This is a genomic window from Virgibacillus dakarensis, assembly GCF_900155625.1.
In the GTDB taxonomy this organism is placed as follows: domain Bacteria; phylum Bacillota; class Bacilli; order Bacillales; family Amphibacillaceae; genus Lentibacillus_C; species Lentibacillus_C populi.
In genome coordinates this window covers 375,086-391,502 of sequence record NZ_LT732554.1, presented here as the reverse complement: position 1 = coordinate 391,502, position 16,417 = coordinate 375,086, and the positions used below count along the sequence as shown (strand labels likewise).

Here is a 16,417-nt window from a genome sequence, read left to right as displayed (position 1 = left end):
CTAGTAACCTTTGTATGTGTCAAGCCGGCTCTTACAAATATATTGATCAAGAAACAGATCTGGAACTTTTTTTATATAACTTTTCCGGGAACAGGCGCCAGATAATATAAACTCCCTATAACCAATATTGTCCTTCTATCCCCTTATATACCAATCAGCATTAGAAATTTGTTGAGAAACAAAAATGTCTAAAGTTATTGACATGTTGGGTGAGACTGCTAAAATAAAAATATCCAATACTTTTGACATAGGTGATGAAATTGAAAAATAAAATTAAAGCAATACGGAAGAAACTGGGGATTACCCAGGAGAAACTCGCCAGGGATTGTGGGGTAGTTAGACAAACGATAAATTGTATAGAGAATGATAAATATGACCCTACATTGCAACTAGCATTCAAATTATCAAAAATATTAAACGTAAAGGTAGATGAATTGTTTATTTATGAGTAAATTTAATTCGAAGTATATGATCACGATGAAGGATATTGTCAGGGATGGGAACCAAATTCTGCATCAAGCAACACAAGAAGTAACGGTACCGCCTTCTGAAGAGGATAAAGAAACATTAATTTGCATGATGAACTTCTTGAAAAATAGTCAAGATCCCAATCTGGCAAACAAGTATAAATTACGTGCTGGCGTAGGGTTATCAGCAAATCAGATTGGTTTGAATAAGCGAATGTTTGCAGCATATTTAACGGATGAAAAGGGCAGAGAACATGAATATACACTTATTAATCCGAAAATAATCAGCCATTCCGTATCCATGATTTATTTACCACAAAGCGAAGGCTGCCTCTCTGTTGATCGTGATATAAAAGGGTTTGTTCCAAGATATGAGCGGATTAAGGTGAAAGGATTTAATTTATTGGGAGAAGAGCTATTATTAAAACTTAGCGGATATCCCTCCATTGTGATCCAACATGAAATAGACCATCTAAACGGGATTATGTTTTATGACCGTATTAATAAACAAAACCCTTTTAAACTACCTGAAAACATTAAAAGTTTATACTGAAATGCATACATCAGTTACGAATACTTTTAAACAACAAAAAGAAATTCCTAATTCAGATTCCCTTTAGCCTTTTAGGAAGATGTATATGCAAACAGGGGAGAAAAGCAATTAATGTACTATCTATTTTCACATTATAAACGAGGAGTGTTTTAGTGGAATTTCGTTTGGTGGAAAGTTCAGACTTTACTATTATATCACCCTTGGTTAACGAGTGGTGGGCTGGCAGGCAAATGGCAGATATGTTACCTAAGCTATTCTTTGTTCATTTCAATAATACGAGTTTTATTGCCGAAAAAGATGGTAAAATAGTGGGCTTTTTAATTGGCTTTGTATCTCAATCACATTCTTATGAAGGATATATCCATTTTGTAGGGGTTCATCCGGAGTATCGAAAACACCATATAGGAAAGAAACTTTATCATCAATTTTTTAATGCTGTTAAAGAAAACGGCAGAAATATTGTTCGAGCAGTTACCTCGCCAGTTAATAAGGTTTCAATTGCTTATCACATTAAAATGGGATTTGAAATTGAAAAAGGTGATAAAGAAGTTGGCGGAATTTCGGTGGTTGCTGATTATGATGGACCAAATCATGATAGGGTCTTGTTTACTAAAAAATTAGACTAATTACAATTGAGGGATAGTCTTTGGCTGTACTAGAAAATGAATTAGGTCTAACATGAAAAGAAGCTGGACGGAAGGGCTTCTTTTCATGTTTGTTCTTAAGTTACTGGCTTTTTTAAATGATGTAAAGTCCTGTACTTTAAAACATTACCTGCTTTTTTGATTTTCCAATTACATCATACAATCTTTTTAATCACAAAAGGAAACACCAACAATTCACTTTTGATAGAGCTTTGAGTTGTTTGTAGATGAGGATGAAAAAGAGGAATTCAAGTTTTTATGGCGAAATATATTTAAAAGGTAAAGGGGGCGATATTATGAATAAGATAATTAAGACAGGTTTGGTGATCAGGATATAAATTAAGTTGAAAAGGAGTTGCTCGATTGAAACAAGCTTTACTTATTATTGATGTTCAACAGGAATTAGTTGACGGTAACAAGGAAGAGAAAAGTGTGTTTAATAAAGAAGTGTTGCTAGATCATGTTAATGCTGTAATTAATAAAGCATTAAAATCACATGCTTTAATCGTCTTTATGAGGGATAAAGATGTTGCTGATGGTAAAGGTCCGGGATTTCAAATACACAAAAAAGTAAACGTCCCAACTACAGCCAAAATATTTGATAAAGCTGCTACAAATTCGTTTTACGGTACAGCATTAATGGATTTTTTAAAGGAAAACGAGGTCGAACATCTTGTTATTATGGGATGCCAAACAGAACACTGTATTGATACAGCAGTTAGAACGGCAACGGTGAATCATTTTGATGTTACTTTAGTTGGAGATGGTCATTCGACAACAGATTCTTCAACTCTATCAGCCGAAAAGATAATAAGTCATCATAATGAAATACTACATGGCCATTACAATGTTGACCATTTTTCTGTTGTTCGGACTGCTCAAGAAGATTTGTTTGAACCAATTCATGATAGTTACCGGTGAGTTTTCACTTTTTGGAAACTAATCACTTAAGAGAGCTCGCCCTCGTTGGAATATAGAAGATCGTGAATTTTTGTGCGTGGCAAACCGATAATGTGTAGGTTACACACTATATAACTGATTATCTTCTCAGCTTGGAATTAGTCACAAACAGAATTAACAATGGAAAAATGACTCTCTATGCCATAACAGTACCTATTGCAATTTACTGTTGAGCAGTTTCTCGAGATGAGTTGGGTGAACTAATCAAAATGCGTAATACTTTCCTGGTATCCTACCGATGTTTGACTGGGGGTGATGTGATGGCCCTTCAATGGCATTTTGATGTAATTGTAAGGAACAATGAAGTTGCTGATCGATCATACATTTTAAGAAAATTGTAGGCGCCCGGTTTTAAGGAAGTTGCTAAAACCTGAACGCAATAGACACCGTCAGCATGACCTCTTTTAGTGTGTTAGCTCATCGAGCAGAGGCGGGTGTTGGGTACTAACCACTGGGAGCAGAGCTGGAAATGGAACTTCCTAGTAACGGATTAATACGGTTGAAATTTATACTTTCTTCACTAGTAAGATTAGCCGCCTTTTCAATTGAAAAAAGCGGCTTAGTATTGTTGGTTGGCTTTGAATTGATGAGTAAAGTCAGCGACTGTTAAAAAAGGTGAGTCTATGGTCTCCTATTTTATGACAGTATTAATGTTTCTCCAAACCGTGTTGTACCTTTTATTTCATTGCTTTGGTATTGTTAAACAAGATTGCATTTGCTACTTTCGGATGGAAAAGAAGGAAAGAGGGACGCATTAAGTTCATGACTTTCACTAAACGAATGTAAACTTCAGGTTCAACTGCTGAAAGCTCATAAACCTTTCTGCTATACCACTGTTTGAAGGGCAGGATCATTGTTCTATCACCTTTTATTTCAGGATGCCTCAATACTTCAGTGGTAGCCATATCCCATGGCGTTGCAATTATTTTAGAAATTCTTTTATGGAATGTCTTGCTGAATCCTTTTTCATGGTAACCGTCAGCGCTAAGTAATCGCTGCAACGCTAAAGCCTCCATTGCAGCTACAGATATCCCCTGCCCGAACACTGGGTCAAAACGGCAATGGGCATCACCAATAACGACAAAGCCGTCTGGCATACTTGCCAAATCAAATCGCCGCCGCACTTGATAAGGGATTTTATGTATATTAATCTCTGAAATCGGCTCGACTTTATCTAGAAAATCCACGACGTCTGAAACAGGTAACTTTTTTGCATAGTTGATAAATTCGGTATCTGTTTTTGGTGGCAATTCATTTGCATAGCCACTAAAAGTAACGGAAAAACGATTACCTTCAACCGATTGAATAAAGGCACCATATGGGTTAATGGGAAAGCTCGGTGATATTAGCAAATTACACCATTCTGGATTATCTTGCTCCTTTCCCTTGTGACGAAAATATCTGGTTGCGTAAAATAACTTAATCCACACCTTCTCTTCCTTGACCTCTTGACCAAAGGACTTTAGCCAATCAATACTTCTTGAACCAAAACCACTGGCATCAACAACCAAGTCTGCAGTTAATTCCTCTTCCTTTCCTGTCTGTAGTGAACGTGCTTTTACCCCGCTTATTTTAGCATGCTGATCATCTGGTAATAACTGTTCAACCTTTGTTTCATACTTGGTAACAATCGTGGTTATTTGATTGATGCGTTGCTGTAAATGCCATTCGAGCAACGGGCGACTTTGCTGTACCATAACTAATTCTCCTTGGAACCGATGCTTCCAAAATCCAAAATGATGCCATTTTAAGTCTCTCGTGAAATTATTAATAATCCCACCATCCTCAATTAATTGATCCAGAAAATACGGGAATAATTCTTCTATAGCTTTCTCTCCACCCTTTAATAAAACATGTGGGTGATATGTTTGAGGCACCCTTTTTCTCGGTGTTTTTTCTTCCCAAACCGACCCCGCCTCCAGGATAATAACTTGTCGAAAAGATGTTGCCAAGGCCTTTGCAGCTAGTTTCCCAGCAATACTCCCACCAATAACGATTGCTCTATCCAACATGCTGTTTCCTCCTATCTTTTCCATGTTCAATGACTCACTAAAGTATACTTGATCCTACAGATTATTGAAATAGCAAATTATTAGTAATATTTCAAAGTGTTTAGGGTAATTAACTTCTTTAATTTAGATCAGCAATAATACGTGGGAGTTATGACGGACAAGAAATAAATATGGCTAATCGGGGGAATAAGCAGGAAGGGCTGGTTTTTGTAGAGAAATATCGAAACAAATATCCGAGGCATTCGGCTTTTAGGAAGGAGGTAACCAAAGCATTACGAGCTTCCGGGTTGTAGGAGGGCTGTCTCCGCTACAGGGGAGTTCCATTTATTTAGCTGTTATTCTTTCATATGGTATATCTATTTGTATCGTATATATAGACAACTACGGCCTAAGTAAGTAATTCTTTTAACCTGTTCTACATTATGCTTGCTGCATTGTAATTTTGTTTTCGATATTGGTTACATATAAAAAGTTTAGAAAGCAGGATCTGTACTGATAGGTCGTATTTTGAGTATCATGAATATTAAGGTATTTGGATTGTGGTGTGAAAATTCAAAAAAACATTGTAAAAAGCAGCAGATTCATTTTAAACCAACAGATTTAATTTTTGATAGACCACGTAAATTTATGTAAAGTATGAATCGATGTGGTCTGTTTCAAAAATCAGGGAATTAAAAAAAGGTTTCCTCGCTTCAGCTTATCAGGTGTGCTAACATACATATAAGATATCTATTTTCAGCCTCATCAATTCATCTCAGTATCCTCACCATAGAAATTTACATTCACAAAAAGGGTGTGATAGGATAATCTCGTCTTTGACAGTTTTTGAAGGGTAAAACCTCCCGAAACCTTGTTATTGAAAGGTTTTGGAAGGTTTTTTTTACTATCAAAAGTTGAGTACTATTTTGTCTTCTTCAATTGTTTTAAAATTTTTTTCATGTCCTTTATCGGAACAATTTCATAGTCTGTTCGAAACCCAAACACCTTATGCAACTTATCCGTTAATTCATCCCGCTCATAAAGTGGAACATAACCTTCACCGGAAACTTCCATTACCTCCATATTTCGTAATTTTTGAATGACTGCGGGACAAGTGAATGCCTCTTCTAATTTTTGCTCTACTATACGATAGGTTAGTAAGGCAAGAAAACAAGTAAGAAAATGGGCTTCGATCCGATCTTCTTTTCGTACATACACAGGTCTTGATTTTAGTTCACTTTTCATGATGCGGAAACTTTCTTCAATTTCCCACCGTTGTTGATTAATACGAATCAATTCCAGTGGATCAGATTCCAGATTAGTGCACACTCCATAAAACCCGTCATACTTTGCTTCTTTTTGAATCGATCCCTCATCAATTGAGAAATGGGCCTTTTTAGCGACCTCTCCGTCTCCTGTAGTATACTGGGCCTGAATAAACCGCGCAGGATCATTGGGTCTTTTCTTTTTAAGAGAAGATGGTTTTTTCACTTTTTTCAGAGCTCGTTCGATTTGTCTCTCCCGAATGGTTTGTTGATAATTTTTATATTTTGGTGAAAAAGTGACAAGAAGCCGTTGTTCTAAATTTCCTTCTTTAATCCAACGCTCTTTGAAATAAGTTGTTTGATTTTCGGAACTGTCATCAACATCAGAAAGATGAATGGCTTTATCGCCTGGCCTTACATGCCACCCAGAAGGGTCAAGTGCCCATTCTTTCAGATGTTTTTTTAATTTCTTGATGGATTGTGTAGTAATGAATCCACGCTTGCCTAACGTGTTATATATCCGATTTTTTTCAGAAGATAGGCCTGCATCCGTACAGACAACAAACTGGGATAGCTCAAAGTCTTTTAAAATTCTTTTTTCTAAAGGCTTAAGAGACCCTTGTTCGTTGTCATTTCCTCTGAAAATAGAAAAGGCAAGGGGAAGACCAGAGGCGTCCATAAATAACCCCATTTGAACTATCGGATTTGGCCGATTTTCTTTTGATATTCCGAATTGTTTATCCCCATCCTCCTGTTCGATTTCGAAATAAAAATTGGTACAGTCGTAATACAAAATTTTTTTGTGACGGTTGACCAATTTCAAGCTGTTTTTATAAACCGTTTGTTGAATAAAATCTGTTTCCTTTTTCAGCACATCTAACGCGCGATACAGTTGGTGGGGCTCGCATTGAATGCCTTCTAATAAGGATTGCGCTTGTTCAAACGAGTTCTTTTTAGACGTAGGATGCAGCACACGCATATAAATTAATTTAGACAGGATTTCATTGAGGTCATAATGAAACTGATATTTTTCCTGAATGGTCCTTGTCGTGTGCTGTAAACCCAGTTGGTAGTAAACGGATTGTAAAAACAAATAACCAACATTGAACGAGCGTCGCTGATTGTGCTCAACGATTTTTCGCGGATTATATTTTGCGATAATGACCGCGCTTTTTTGTTTCTTTTGTTCCGTTAATTTTTTTGCATAGGCCCGCGCCCATTCCTCCGGATCCACACCCGGATGTTTTTCACGGATCTCCTTTTCATTTCCAAGCGCTTCTACAACTTTTGTCGTTGATTTTCCGTTGATATCACGGACATTTTCGATGACGGAATAGGAAACGGAATTCTTGGACACACTCTTTTTAATGCGCATTACTATCCCTCCACTTTAGATACGTCTAATATAACATAGTACTAAATAGTACTCAATAATAAAATTAAAAATTTGACAAAAAAAATAAGCCCTCACAAGGCTTACAGTGTTTTTTTGGAAGTGAAACTGTCAAACTCCCGAATCGATGTGGTCTGTTTCAAAAATCAGGGAATTAAAAAAAGGTTTCCTCGCTTCAGCTTATCAGGTGTGCTAACATACATATAAGATATCTATTTTCAGCCTCATCAATTCATCTCAGTATCCTCACCATAGAAATTTACATTCACAAAAAGGGTGTGATAGGATAATGGTAAACATAGCCTCACCAATTGTGCTTGAAGAATTTGCCCCGTATTTGGACAAAGATGGCCTGTGGAAAAAAGTCATCACAGATTTATTTGAACCGTTTGTATTATTTTTTGCTCCTGATCTTTATCAAAAACTTGATTGGGATAAAAAACCTGATTCACTGGAACAGGAATTTCATCGTGCTATTCCGAAGAAAAAAGGAACAAAGTATACCGATAAACTGATGAAGGTTCATCTGAAAGATGGGGAAGAACAGTGGTTGCTTGTCCACATTGAAGTTCAGGGAGGTAAGGATGAAGATTTTTCTGAACGGATGTTTCAGTACTTTTACCGGATTTTTGACAAGTACCACCGAAAGATTTATGCTATTGCCTTCCTCGCTGACGCTGATCGCTCTTTCAAACCAAGCATTTATAAATACCATTTTCATGGAACAGAATTATCTTACGCCTATAACACCTATAAGTTATTGGAACAGGACGAGGAGGAATTATTGCAATCAGATAATCCATTCGCCTATGCTGTTTTGGCCGGTATATATATGCTAAAGAGCAGAAACAATGCAAGTAGGCGATATCAGTTTAAGCGGAGTTTACTTGAATTGTTACTTCAGGATCCGCAGAAAAGCTCTCAGGAATATATTCAATCATTACTCTATTTTATCGACTATTTATTGGAAGTTCCTGAGGAGATGACAAGGGAGTTGCAAAAAGATATTAAACCAATGATTGGAAAGGAGGCGAGTTATATGGATAGAACAATGTATCCTGACCCACCGACGTTAAAACCCTTTCTTGATGAGCTTAGGGAGGAAGGAAAAAGGCTGGGAATTGCGGAAGGAAAAGCGGAAGGTAGAGCAGAAGGAAAAGCAGAAGGAAAAGCAGAGGGAAAGGCAGAGGGAAAAGCGGAAGGAAGAAAGGAAATAGCTGTGGCGATGTTTAAAAAAGGTTTTTCGGTAAAAGAGATTATGGAATTGACAAATCTTACTGAAAAAGACTTAGATGAAATTAAGGATCAGCTGTAGTATTTCAGGTGAAGAAGATCGTGCGCAAACAAGTTTGTTCCGGGGGATGGAACAAACTTGTTTTGTGGGTTAGTTCAAGAAAAAGGGGGGCAGTTAGCATAATGTCGTATCCTTTTCCTCTCTGTACCGAGTGAATTGTATTACTCTTACCATATTCATCTTTTATACACCGATGCATTAATCAAACCACCTACTAACAAGACAACAGCCGTAAGATAAAACCAAACCATTAAAGCAATGATACTCCCAAGTTGTCCGTAGAATTCGGAGTAGTTGCTCATACCGGCATACCTTGAGAAGCCAACCGATACGACTTGCCAGCCAATTGTTGCAAAAATTGCCCCTGGGAAAACACTTCTCCACGGTACCCCGATACTAGGCACAACTTTATATAAGGTTAAAAAGAAAAGGTATAAGAACAACGTACCGAGCCCCCACCTCGTTAAGAACCATAAACGGTACCATAATTCGTTGACTGTAACTTTTGTGAGAACAAAGGTACGAATAAAATCCTCAATAATAGGGACAAGCAATGATAAAGATAAAATGATCATAAATCCTAGGGTAAGTAGTAAATCACTAATGACTCCCTGCAAAAAAAACGACTGCTTTCGCTTTATTTTGTAAGCTTTGTTTAACGATCGGACAAGAGACTGGATGGCCATCGATGCTAGCCAAAATGCTGCGATAAGGCTAAATGACAACAATTCACCTCGCCCTTTAGCCAATATGTTTTCCAATGTGTTTCGCACCACGATATATGTCTCATGAGGGGCAAATGGTTCGATCATTAAAAGAATATTCTCCGGATTTACCCGCAGAAAGCCGATGAGTGAAAAGAGAAAAATTAAAAAGGGAAACAAGGATAACATAAGGTAATAAGCCATTTGTGCCGATTGGTCATAGAATCGCTCCGCAAAAAAACGAATTAGAATTTGTTTGATGCTTTTTATCAAATTCACCGATAAAGTCCTCCCTTATCACCCTTCAACTGCATGTCCTTTTACTTTAATACTATGATTAAATATGTTTTTTATCCATTACTTATGATGTGTAATTATTTTTTGATAACCATCCTTTTACTTTTTGCTCTTTTGTTAACAGATGAAATGATAAAAAAGGTATTTCATTAAAAATGGAGAATTATTGTAGTAAAGGATTTCATTATAGTTGAAAGAGGTGATTTAAAATGGGAAAAGTTGTCGGATTTGAGTTAAGCAGTCAGGAGCCGGAAAAAGCAGTCAAGTTTTATTCCAATGTATTTGGATGGGATATTTCTGAACCAAAATGGGATTATTGGGCAGTCTCTTCGGAAAAAGGCACTGAGAAAACTGGACTTAATGGTGGAATAAGTAAAGGCCCTAATGATTATCCTCATGGTACACGTATTCAGATAGAAGTTGACTCCATAGATGATTCTATCTCCAAAGCAAAAGAAAACGGTGCAATGGTAGTACGGGAGAAGATGGAGTTTGATGAATTTTTTCTTGCTTACTTAGTTGATCCTACGGGTGTTGGGTTTGGTCTTATACAAAAGAAATAACCTAAGCTATCAACGAACGGGTACTTTCACTTATTACCAGAATTCATTTTAAACAAAGTAGATTGTCGCGGTAATTATATAAAGGATATTAATAACCCGCCTGCAGCTCCTGTTAACACGATAATCCATGGTGGTAATTTCCAAAATACCAACATACTAAATAAAATGGATGCGAGGGCAAAATCAACTGGTGCTAATATAGAAGTTGTCCAGATAGGCTGGTAGAGTGCAGAAATTAAGATACCTACTACAGATGCATTTACGCCCATTAAAGCACCCTTTATTTTATAATTACAACGTAAAGAATTCCAAAAAGGTAATGTACCTAAGATAAGAAGGAAAGCAGGCAAAAAAATTGCGAAGGTTGCTAACAAACCACCTTGCCATCCGTTAATAACCGCACCAAGATAGGCGGCAAAAGTAAAAAGAGGCCCTGGAACTGCTTGGGCCGCACCGTACCCTGCAAGGAAATCTTGTTCATTTAACCATCCCGCAGGAACAAACTCCTGCTCAAGTAAAGGCAAAACAACATGCCCTCCGCCAAAAACGAGTGAGCCTGAGCGATAAAAGCTGTCAAAAAAAGCAATCCAATCTAAAGCTGTGATTTCCCTCAAAATTGGCAGAAAAATAAGTAATCCAAAAAACAGGGATAAACATAAATATCCCGTACGATGAGAAATTGGAAATGGTAAGACAGGTGATGGCTCTTCTTCGGTGGTTTTTCGCCTAAAAATTAAGAAGCCTACAAGTCCTGCAATTACGATGATAACGACTTGTGTATAGGTCGTTTGCCATAATAAGGTAGCAACTAATGCAACTAATGCAATTGTCCGCCTTTGTATATCAGGTGTTAACTTATTAGCCATCCCTAAAATAGCATGAGCTACTACTACAACCGCCACGATCTTCAATCCATGAATCCAGCCTGCATTTCCAATGTCAAAAGTGTGGAGAATGGATGCAAAAATAATGAGTACGATCACAGACGGCAGCGTAAAACCAATAAATGAAGTAATGCCGCCTAAGATCCCCGCACGCATAACCCCAATACCAATGCCGACTTGACTGCTTGCTGGTCCGGGTAAAAATTGACATAGGGCAACTAAGTCTGCATAACTTCTTTCATCCATCCACCTTCTTCTTCGGATATACTCTTCATGAAAATAACCTAAATGTGCAATTGGTCCACCAAATGAAGTTAGTCCAAGTCTGGTAGAAACAACTAAGATTTCGAATAAAGATTTAAGTTTACTCAATATCGTCACGACCCCCTCTTAATCTTTTATTTCTTTGAATAATTCATAGGCTTTTTCTTGTGCCTGAATAAGAATCTCTTCCCCTTTTTCGGTTGCTGTGTAATATTTTCTTATTTTGCCATCAGCTTTTCGTTCTTCCTTTATTAATAGGCCATCATCCTCCATATTGTGAAGTATTGGATACAATGTTCCAGCACTAATCTCATAGCCATGCTCTTTAAGTTCTTCAAGCATCCACAAACCAAAAATAGGATGTTCCTTTGCGTGGTGCAGAATATGTATTTGGATAAAGCCCAAAAAAAGCTTTCTTAGTATTCGATCCTCCATTACAGTCTTCTCCTTTCTTTTATCGAAATACAATATCGAAAACCGATATTGTATTTCGATATCTAAAATAACATACCTAATCTGACTTTTCAATTTAAAAGATGAAACAATCGCCTTTTTCTTTAAAAATTATATTAAGTAGTACAAGAAGGTAAAGGGATAAAAATAAATTTTGGGAAGGGAAAAATTGGTATGATTGTTCCATTCGGATAAAGTAAACACTAGAGATGCTTTCTAGGATATAGAATCCACAGGTTGGTGTGAGAGGGAACGGTTCACTATCTGAACTCCTTCTACTTATACTTATCTTAAAAAAAGCGGCAGTGAGGATGAAAATAACATGAAACAAAAACCAGTAATTTTGCTAAACATCGATTCGTTAATGTCTGAACCGTTGGAAGTAGCTACTCAAACCGGGCATGCCCCGGCCTTACAATTTTTGATGGAAAAAGGCAGTTATATTCCTAATATGGTCAGTTCATTTCCAACAATGTCGGTCACGATTGACAGTAGCCTTTTGACAGGAACATATGCAGATAAGCACCATGTTCCAGGCTTAAACTGGTTTGATGACTCCAGAAAAGAAATCATTAACTACGGGACTGGTTTTCGTGAAACGTTGCGGTTAGGTATGCGCAGGTCCGTTCATAACATGCTCTACCGACTGAATAACGAGCACTTAAGCAGTGACGTCACTACAATCTACGAGGATTTGGCTAACATGGGGATTCCTTCTGCTTCGATTAATTCCTTTGTCTATCGTGGAAATACACCTAAACGGTTACATGTCCCTCGCCTCCTCAGCACATTGACCCGGTTTGAAGACGGTGAGTGGACAACCAATGCCACGTCCATTCTCTCTTTGGGTCTATTTTCCAAACTGCGACCACGGGGATTCACACTGCAAATAGCCGCTGGAAATTATAAATATACAGCACGGGAGCTTCGGCATTTAATACGAAGAAAACAACTGCCAGGGTTTACGTTTTGTATATTTCAGGATTTGGACGCCCGTATTCATTTCAGGGGACCGATGGATATAAAAGGTATTGCCAAAATTGACCGGGAAATTCAAAAAACATTGAATATGTATCCGAGCTGGGAAGAAGCGCTCAACCGGAATGTATGGATGGTTATGGGGGACAACGGGCATTCTCCGACGGGGGCCAGCTACCGGAAATTTGTTATTGATTTACGGAAAACACTAAAAAAGTACCGTATAGGCCGTATTGATCGCCCAGTACACAAAAAAGACCAGATTGTTCTATGTGTAAACCAGCGTATGGCGTATATTTACATACTGGATAAAAATCTCTCATTGTCTGAAGTTAGTGAACAACTCAAAAATGATCCTCGCATCGATATCATTGCCAGAAAGGACGGCGACTTTATTCATGTCACATCCGGTATGAGAGAAGGTTCATTACACTATTGTCCAACCGGAGAATATACAGATGAGTACAGACAAACCTGGAGTATGGAAGGAAACCCTGAACTTCTTGATTTGCACGTGATAAATAACAACGAATTATTCTACGGGGATTATCCAGACGCATTAGCTAGGGTTTATAGCGTATTGCACTCCCATTCGGGTCGGTTCATTGTGGTTAATGCTAAACCAGGCTGTGATTTTAAAGCACAGTCCACACCATTCCACCTTGGTGGTGCAGCACACGGCTCATTACATAAACAAGAGTCACTTGTACCTTTAGTGATTGCAGGAACCACAGAGAAACCATTATTCCCACGAATGGTCGATATGAAAGAGTTAGTACTTCGGTTAAATTGTCAACGAGATAACAGCCGGATATGATGTGGAGCATTATAATGGTAAAAAGTGTTATACTGATTTGTGTTAATGACCTTACGCAAAAGGAGCACATCCATAAGTGCTCCTATTTTAAAAGATAAGAAACCACCATGGCTCCGCATTCGCGCAGCCACCATCTATGATGAAAAAGAATTTCTAGCCTGGATAGGAGGTATATCACATTCATTTATTGCCAATACAGTTTAATAACAATACAACAAGGCCGAAAATACTCTGGTGGATCCTGAAAGGGGATACCCTGTATAAGAAACGGGTTGTGACAGTATAGAAGTACCATCTATTGTGACTAGAACACGTATACAAAAGTTTTTCAATAATACTACTGTCATTTGTATTGTTATATTGGTAATGTGGTCATCCTCCATTAACTATAATATAAAGGAGACCCTAACCAAAATTGCTAAATTTGTTCAAAGAAAGGACATAGTATTTTATCTTTAGATCACAAATAAAGCCCGTAGATAATTTAACCCCTTCAAAAAATTGAATGATGAAGGGTCTAGCTTTGTATTGGCTTTTCTCGATAAGTGTTTTCATACAAAAGTTTATAAATTTAGGCTCTATTCTGCTCTCAGCAGAGTAGGCCACGTCCGGCTCCAGCGCTAAAGCTGTAGTGGACAACACCCGCCTCCGTACGATAAGTCAACATCGACTCGGGTAAGAAGGAAGGCCGACTAAAAGCGGACTTTGCGTCCAACTCACGTCTACCCCTTTTGCAGGGGCATGTTTCCTTTATCTCCTACGGTAGGAATGTTCGGTTAAGACCGCTTCTTTGCGCAGCAACACCGAACCACCCTGCTTGGCAGGGCGCACTCCATACGTCGCTAAACGGGCGCTTGCTGTTCATCAGTATACGAAAACAAATGGTCAGTTACCTTGATACCTTTTTTGCAGTTTGCCCCGGTGAGATTCAAATATATTTTCAAGGGTGATGTCATATTTATTTGCAATAACAATGATATTCCCTAAAACATCGCCTAGTTCTTCAACCAATTCGCGTTTTAGTTCTTCGGAGGTCCCTTCCAATTCATCGGGTCTATCGCGTCCAACTTCCAAAGCCCTTATTGCCCTTGCAACTTCTCCTGTTTCTTCAGCTAGAAAACCTATTCGTATAAATATATCAAGATCGGACCAGCCATTAGCTTCGTAATATTCCTTGACCCATGATTGAAATTCGGTTAAGTTCATTATTAGCCTCCTCATTTTGATTTTAAGTTTTGTAAGGGAATCTATATAATGATAACAGATGATTGGAATGATGGAGGAGATATTATTGAAAAGTTTAGCTATTTTTTGTGGGTCAAGCTATGGAGCAACTGATTTATATAAGGAAGGCGCTATACAGTTAGGAAAAGAGCTGGCAAGAAGAGAACTCACACTTGTGTATGGCGGGGCAAGTGTTGGAATTATGGGAGCATTAGCAGACGCTGTCTTAGATAACGGCGGAGAAGTTATTGGAGTAATCCCTAAAATGCTGGAGGATCGGGAAATTTCACATCCTAATTTAACGAAATTATTTGTTGTTGAGTCTATGCATGAGCGTAAGACTAAAATGGCTGATTTAGCGGATGGTTTTATTGCTTTACCAGGTGGGCCGGGTACGTTAGAGGAATTTATGGAAATCTTCACCTGGGCTCAGCTGGGGGTGCACCAAAAACCGTGTGGGCTTTTAAACATTAATCACTATTATGACCCTCTTGTGTCACTCTTCAACCATATGGCAGACCAGCAATTTCTACACGAAAAATATCGTTCCATGGCAATTGTGGATACCTTCCCAGAGGCTTTAATTGATAAGTTTTATACTTATCAACCACCAGCTGTTAAGACATATTTTAAAAAAGATCAAACATAGTTTCTGGTACTTGATTAGATATAAAAATCGAGCGGCCACAATACGTCAAATCAAGCCGGTTATGAAAGTCCTTATAAAAATAGTTCGTACCATTTACAAACTCCCAGTATTCCCTAACCCTGTGCTAAAATGTTAAAAGGAGGGAACCTGATGATTTATATAGGCTTAACAGGATGGGGAGACCATTATTCCCTGTACCCAAATCAAACGAAAGGAAAAGATAAATTACCTGAATATAGCAGTCACTTTCCAGTTGTGGAGGTAGATGCATCCTTTTACGCGGTACAGCCCGCCCGTAACACGTTAAAGTGGGTGAAGGAAACACCGGGAAATTTCCGCTTTGTTGTGAAGGCGTATCAAGGAATGACGGGGCATCAGCGTGGGGATATACCGTTTGTTACAAAAGCGGAGATGTTCCAGGCGTTTAAAGATTCTCTGAAGCCATTCCAAGATGCAAACAAGCTAGCGATGGTGCTATTTCAATTCCCGCCATGGTTTGATTGCAAAAAAGCGAATGTCGATTATTTGCGGTATTGTAAGCAAATGATGGGGGATATCCCGGTTGCGCTTGAGTTTCGCCACCAATCCTGGTTTAGCGACGCGTACCGTGATAATACACTTTCTTTTATGAAACAGGAGGGCTGGATCCATTCCATCGCTGATGAGCCACAAGCTGGTGACGGATCGATTCCTATTGTGCCTGTGACAACGAATGGAAACATGACATTAGTACGGATGCATGGGAGAAATGTGCATGGGTGGAATAAACCGAACGGGACTGATACGAATTGGCGGGAGGTTCGCTATTTATATAAATACAATCGTAAGGAGCTTTTGGAATGGAAAAACAGAATCATTAACCTATCAAAAGATACCAACCATATCATTGTTCTATTTAACAATAACTCAGGTGGGGATGCGGCAGGCAATGCTAAGGAATTTCAAAAAATGCTGGGTATTGAATATGATGGACTTTCCCCAAGACAATTGAATTTGTTTTGAGTGGTGCGGAAAATT

The 16,417-nt window shown here is 38.2% G+C and carries 15 protein-coding genes; 9 read left to right on the top strand and 6 right to left on the bottom strand.

Features of this window, described 5'->3' with window-relative positions; all coding sequences use genetic code 11:
• Positions 1-260: 260 nt before the first annotated feature.
• The 4 genes from CZ382_RS11455 (at position 261) to CZ382_RS11440 (ending at position 2,585) form a co-directional block, all read left to right on the top strand.
• Positions 261-452, top strand: a complete 192-nt coding sequence (locus CZ382_RS11455; protein ID WP_088051370.1) for a helix-turn-helix transcriptional regulator — start codon at positions 261-263, stop codon at positions 450-452.
• Positions 445-1,020 carry a peptide deformylase gene (gene def / locus CZ382_RS11450; protein WP_088051369.1) on the top strand — a complete coding sequence of 192 codons (576 nt, stop codon included), beginning with the start codon at positions 445-447 and terminating at the stop codon, positions 1,018-1,020. Before CZ382_RS11455 ends, def begins: the two co-directional genes overlap by 8 nt.
• A 152-nt stretch (positions 1,021-1,172) precedes the next feature.
• On the top strand, positions 1,173-1,646 hold the full coding sequence (locus tag CZ382_RS11445; protein WP_088051368.1) for a GNAT family N-acetyltransferase: 474 nt from the start codon (positions 1,173-1,175) through the stop codon (positions 1,644-1,646).
• A 381-nt stretch (positions 1,647-2,027) separates the two neighbouring features.
• Positions 2,028-2,585 carry an isochorismatase family protein gene (locus tag CZ382_RS11440; RefSeq protein ID WP_088051367.1) on the top strand — a complete coding sequence of 186 codons (558 nt, stop codon included), beginning with the start codon at positions 2,028-2,030 and terminating at the stop codon, positions 2,583-2,585.
• A 716-nt stretch (positions 2,586-3,301) separates the two neighbouring features.
• On the opposite strand, the gene CZ382_RS11435 is transcribed toward CZ382_RS11440, so the two are convergent.
• Both CZ382_RS11435 and CZ382_RS11430 read right to left on the bottom strand, forming a co-directional pair.
• Positions 3,302-4,636: an NAD(P)/FAD-dependent oxidoreductase gene (locus CZ382_RS11435; protein ID WP_088051366.1), complete on the bottom strand. Its 1,335-nt coding sequence runs from the start codon at positions 4,634-4,636 to the stop codon at positions 3,302-3,304.
• Between the two features lie 900 nt (positions 4,637-5,536).
• On the bottom strand, positions 5,537-7,255 hold the full coding sequence (locus tag CZ382_RS11430) for an IS1634 family transposase (RefSeq protein WP_088050135.1): 1,719 nt from the start codon (positions 7,253-7,255) through the stop codon (positions 5,537-5,539).
• 307 nt (positions 7,256-7,562) lie between these two features.
• Between CZ382_RS11430 and CZ382_RS11425 the strand changes: the two genes are divergently transcribed.
• The gene (locus CZ382_RS11425) at positions 7,563-8,588 is read left to right on the top strand and encodes an RpnC/YadD family protein (RefSeq protein ID WP_088051365.1); all 1,026 of its coding nucleotides are present in this window, start codon (positions 7,563-7,565) and stop codon (positions 8,586-8,588) included.
• Positions 8,589-8,743: 155 nt separating this feature from the next.
• Here the strand turns inward: CZ382_RS11425 and CZ382_RS11420 are convergent, their stop codons facing one another.
• Positions 8,744-9,550 carry a YihY/virulence factor BrkB family protein gene (locus CZ382_RS11420; RefSeq protein ID WP_235000419.1) on the bottom strand — a complete coding sequence of 269 codons (807 nt, stop codon included), beginning with the start codon at positions 9,548-9,550 and terminating at the stop codon, positions 8,744-8,746.
• A 227-nt stretch (positions 9,551-9,777) separates the two neighbouring features.
• Between CZ382_RS11420 and CZ382_RS11415 the strand changes: the two genes are divergently transcribed.
• Complete coding sequence (locus CZ382_RS11415) at positions 9,778-10,131, top strand: VOC family protein (protein ID WP_088051364.1); 354 nt, start codon at positions 9,778-9,780, stop codon at positions 10,129-10,131.
• A gap of 74 nt (positions 10,132-10,205) precedes the next feature.
• Here the strand turns inward: CZ382_RS11415 and CZ382_RS11410 are convergent, their stop codons facing one another.
• Positions 10,206-11,396 (bottom strand): chromate transporter, encoded by a 1,191-nt coding sequence (locus tag CZ382_RS11410; protein ID WP_088051363.1) that lies wholly within the window; start codon positions 11,394-11,396, stop codon positions 10,206-10,208.
• 9 nt (positions 11,397-11,405) lie between these two features.
• Entirely contained in the window at positions 11,406-11,714 is a 309-nt protein-coding gene (locus CZ382_RS11405; RefSeq protein ID WP_088051362.1) for a PadR family transcriptional regulator, read from the bottom strand.
• A gap of 340 nt (positions 11,715-12,054) precedes the next feature.
• Here CZ382_RS11405 and CZ382_RS11400 point away from each other — a divergent pair, with 340 nt between their 5' ends.
• Complete coding sequence (locus CZ382_RS11400; RefSeq protein WP_088051361.1) at positions 12,055-13,527, top strand: alkaline phosphatase family protein; 1,473 nt, start codon at positions 12,055-12,057, stop codon at positions 13,525-13,527.
• Positions 13,528-14,412: 885 nt separating this feature from the next.
• Here the strand turns inward: CZ382_RS11400 and CZ382_RS11390 are convergent.
• Complete coding sequence (locus CZ382_RS11390) at positions 14,413-14,733, bottom strand: MazG nucleotide pyrophosphohydrolase domain-containing protein (RefSeq protein ID WP_088051359.1); 321 nt, start codon at positions 14,731-14,733, stop codon at positions 14,413-14,415.
• Positions 14,734-14,818: 85 nt separating this feature from the next.
• On the opposite strand from CZ382_RS11390, the gene CZ382_RS11385 reads away from it, so the two are divergent.
• Positions 14,819-15,400 (top strand): LOG family protein, encoded by a 582-nt coding sequence (locus CZ382_RS11385; RefSeq protein ID WP_088051358.1) that lies wholly within the window; start codon positions 14,819-14,821, stop codon positions 15,398-15,400.
• A 150-nt stretch (positions 15,401-15,550) separates the two neighbouring features.
• Positions 15,551-16,402, top strand: coding sequence for a DUF72 domain-containing protein (locus CZ382_RS11380; protein ID WP_088051357.1), 852 nt, complete (start codon positions 15,551-15,553; stop codon positions 16,400-16,402).
• Positions 16,403-16,417 lie beyond the last annotated feature (15 nt).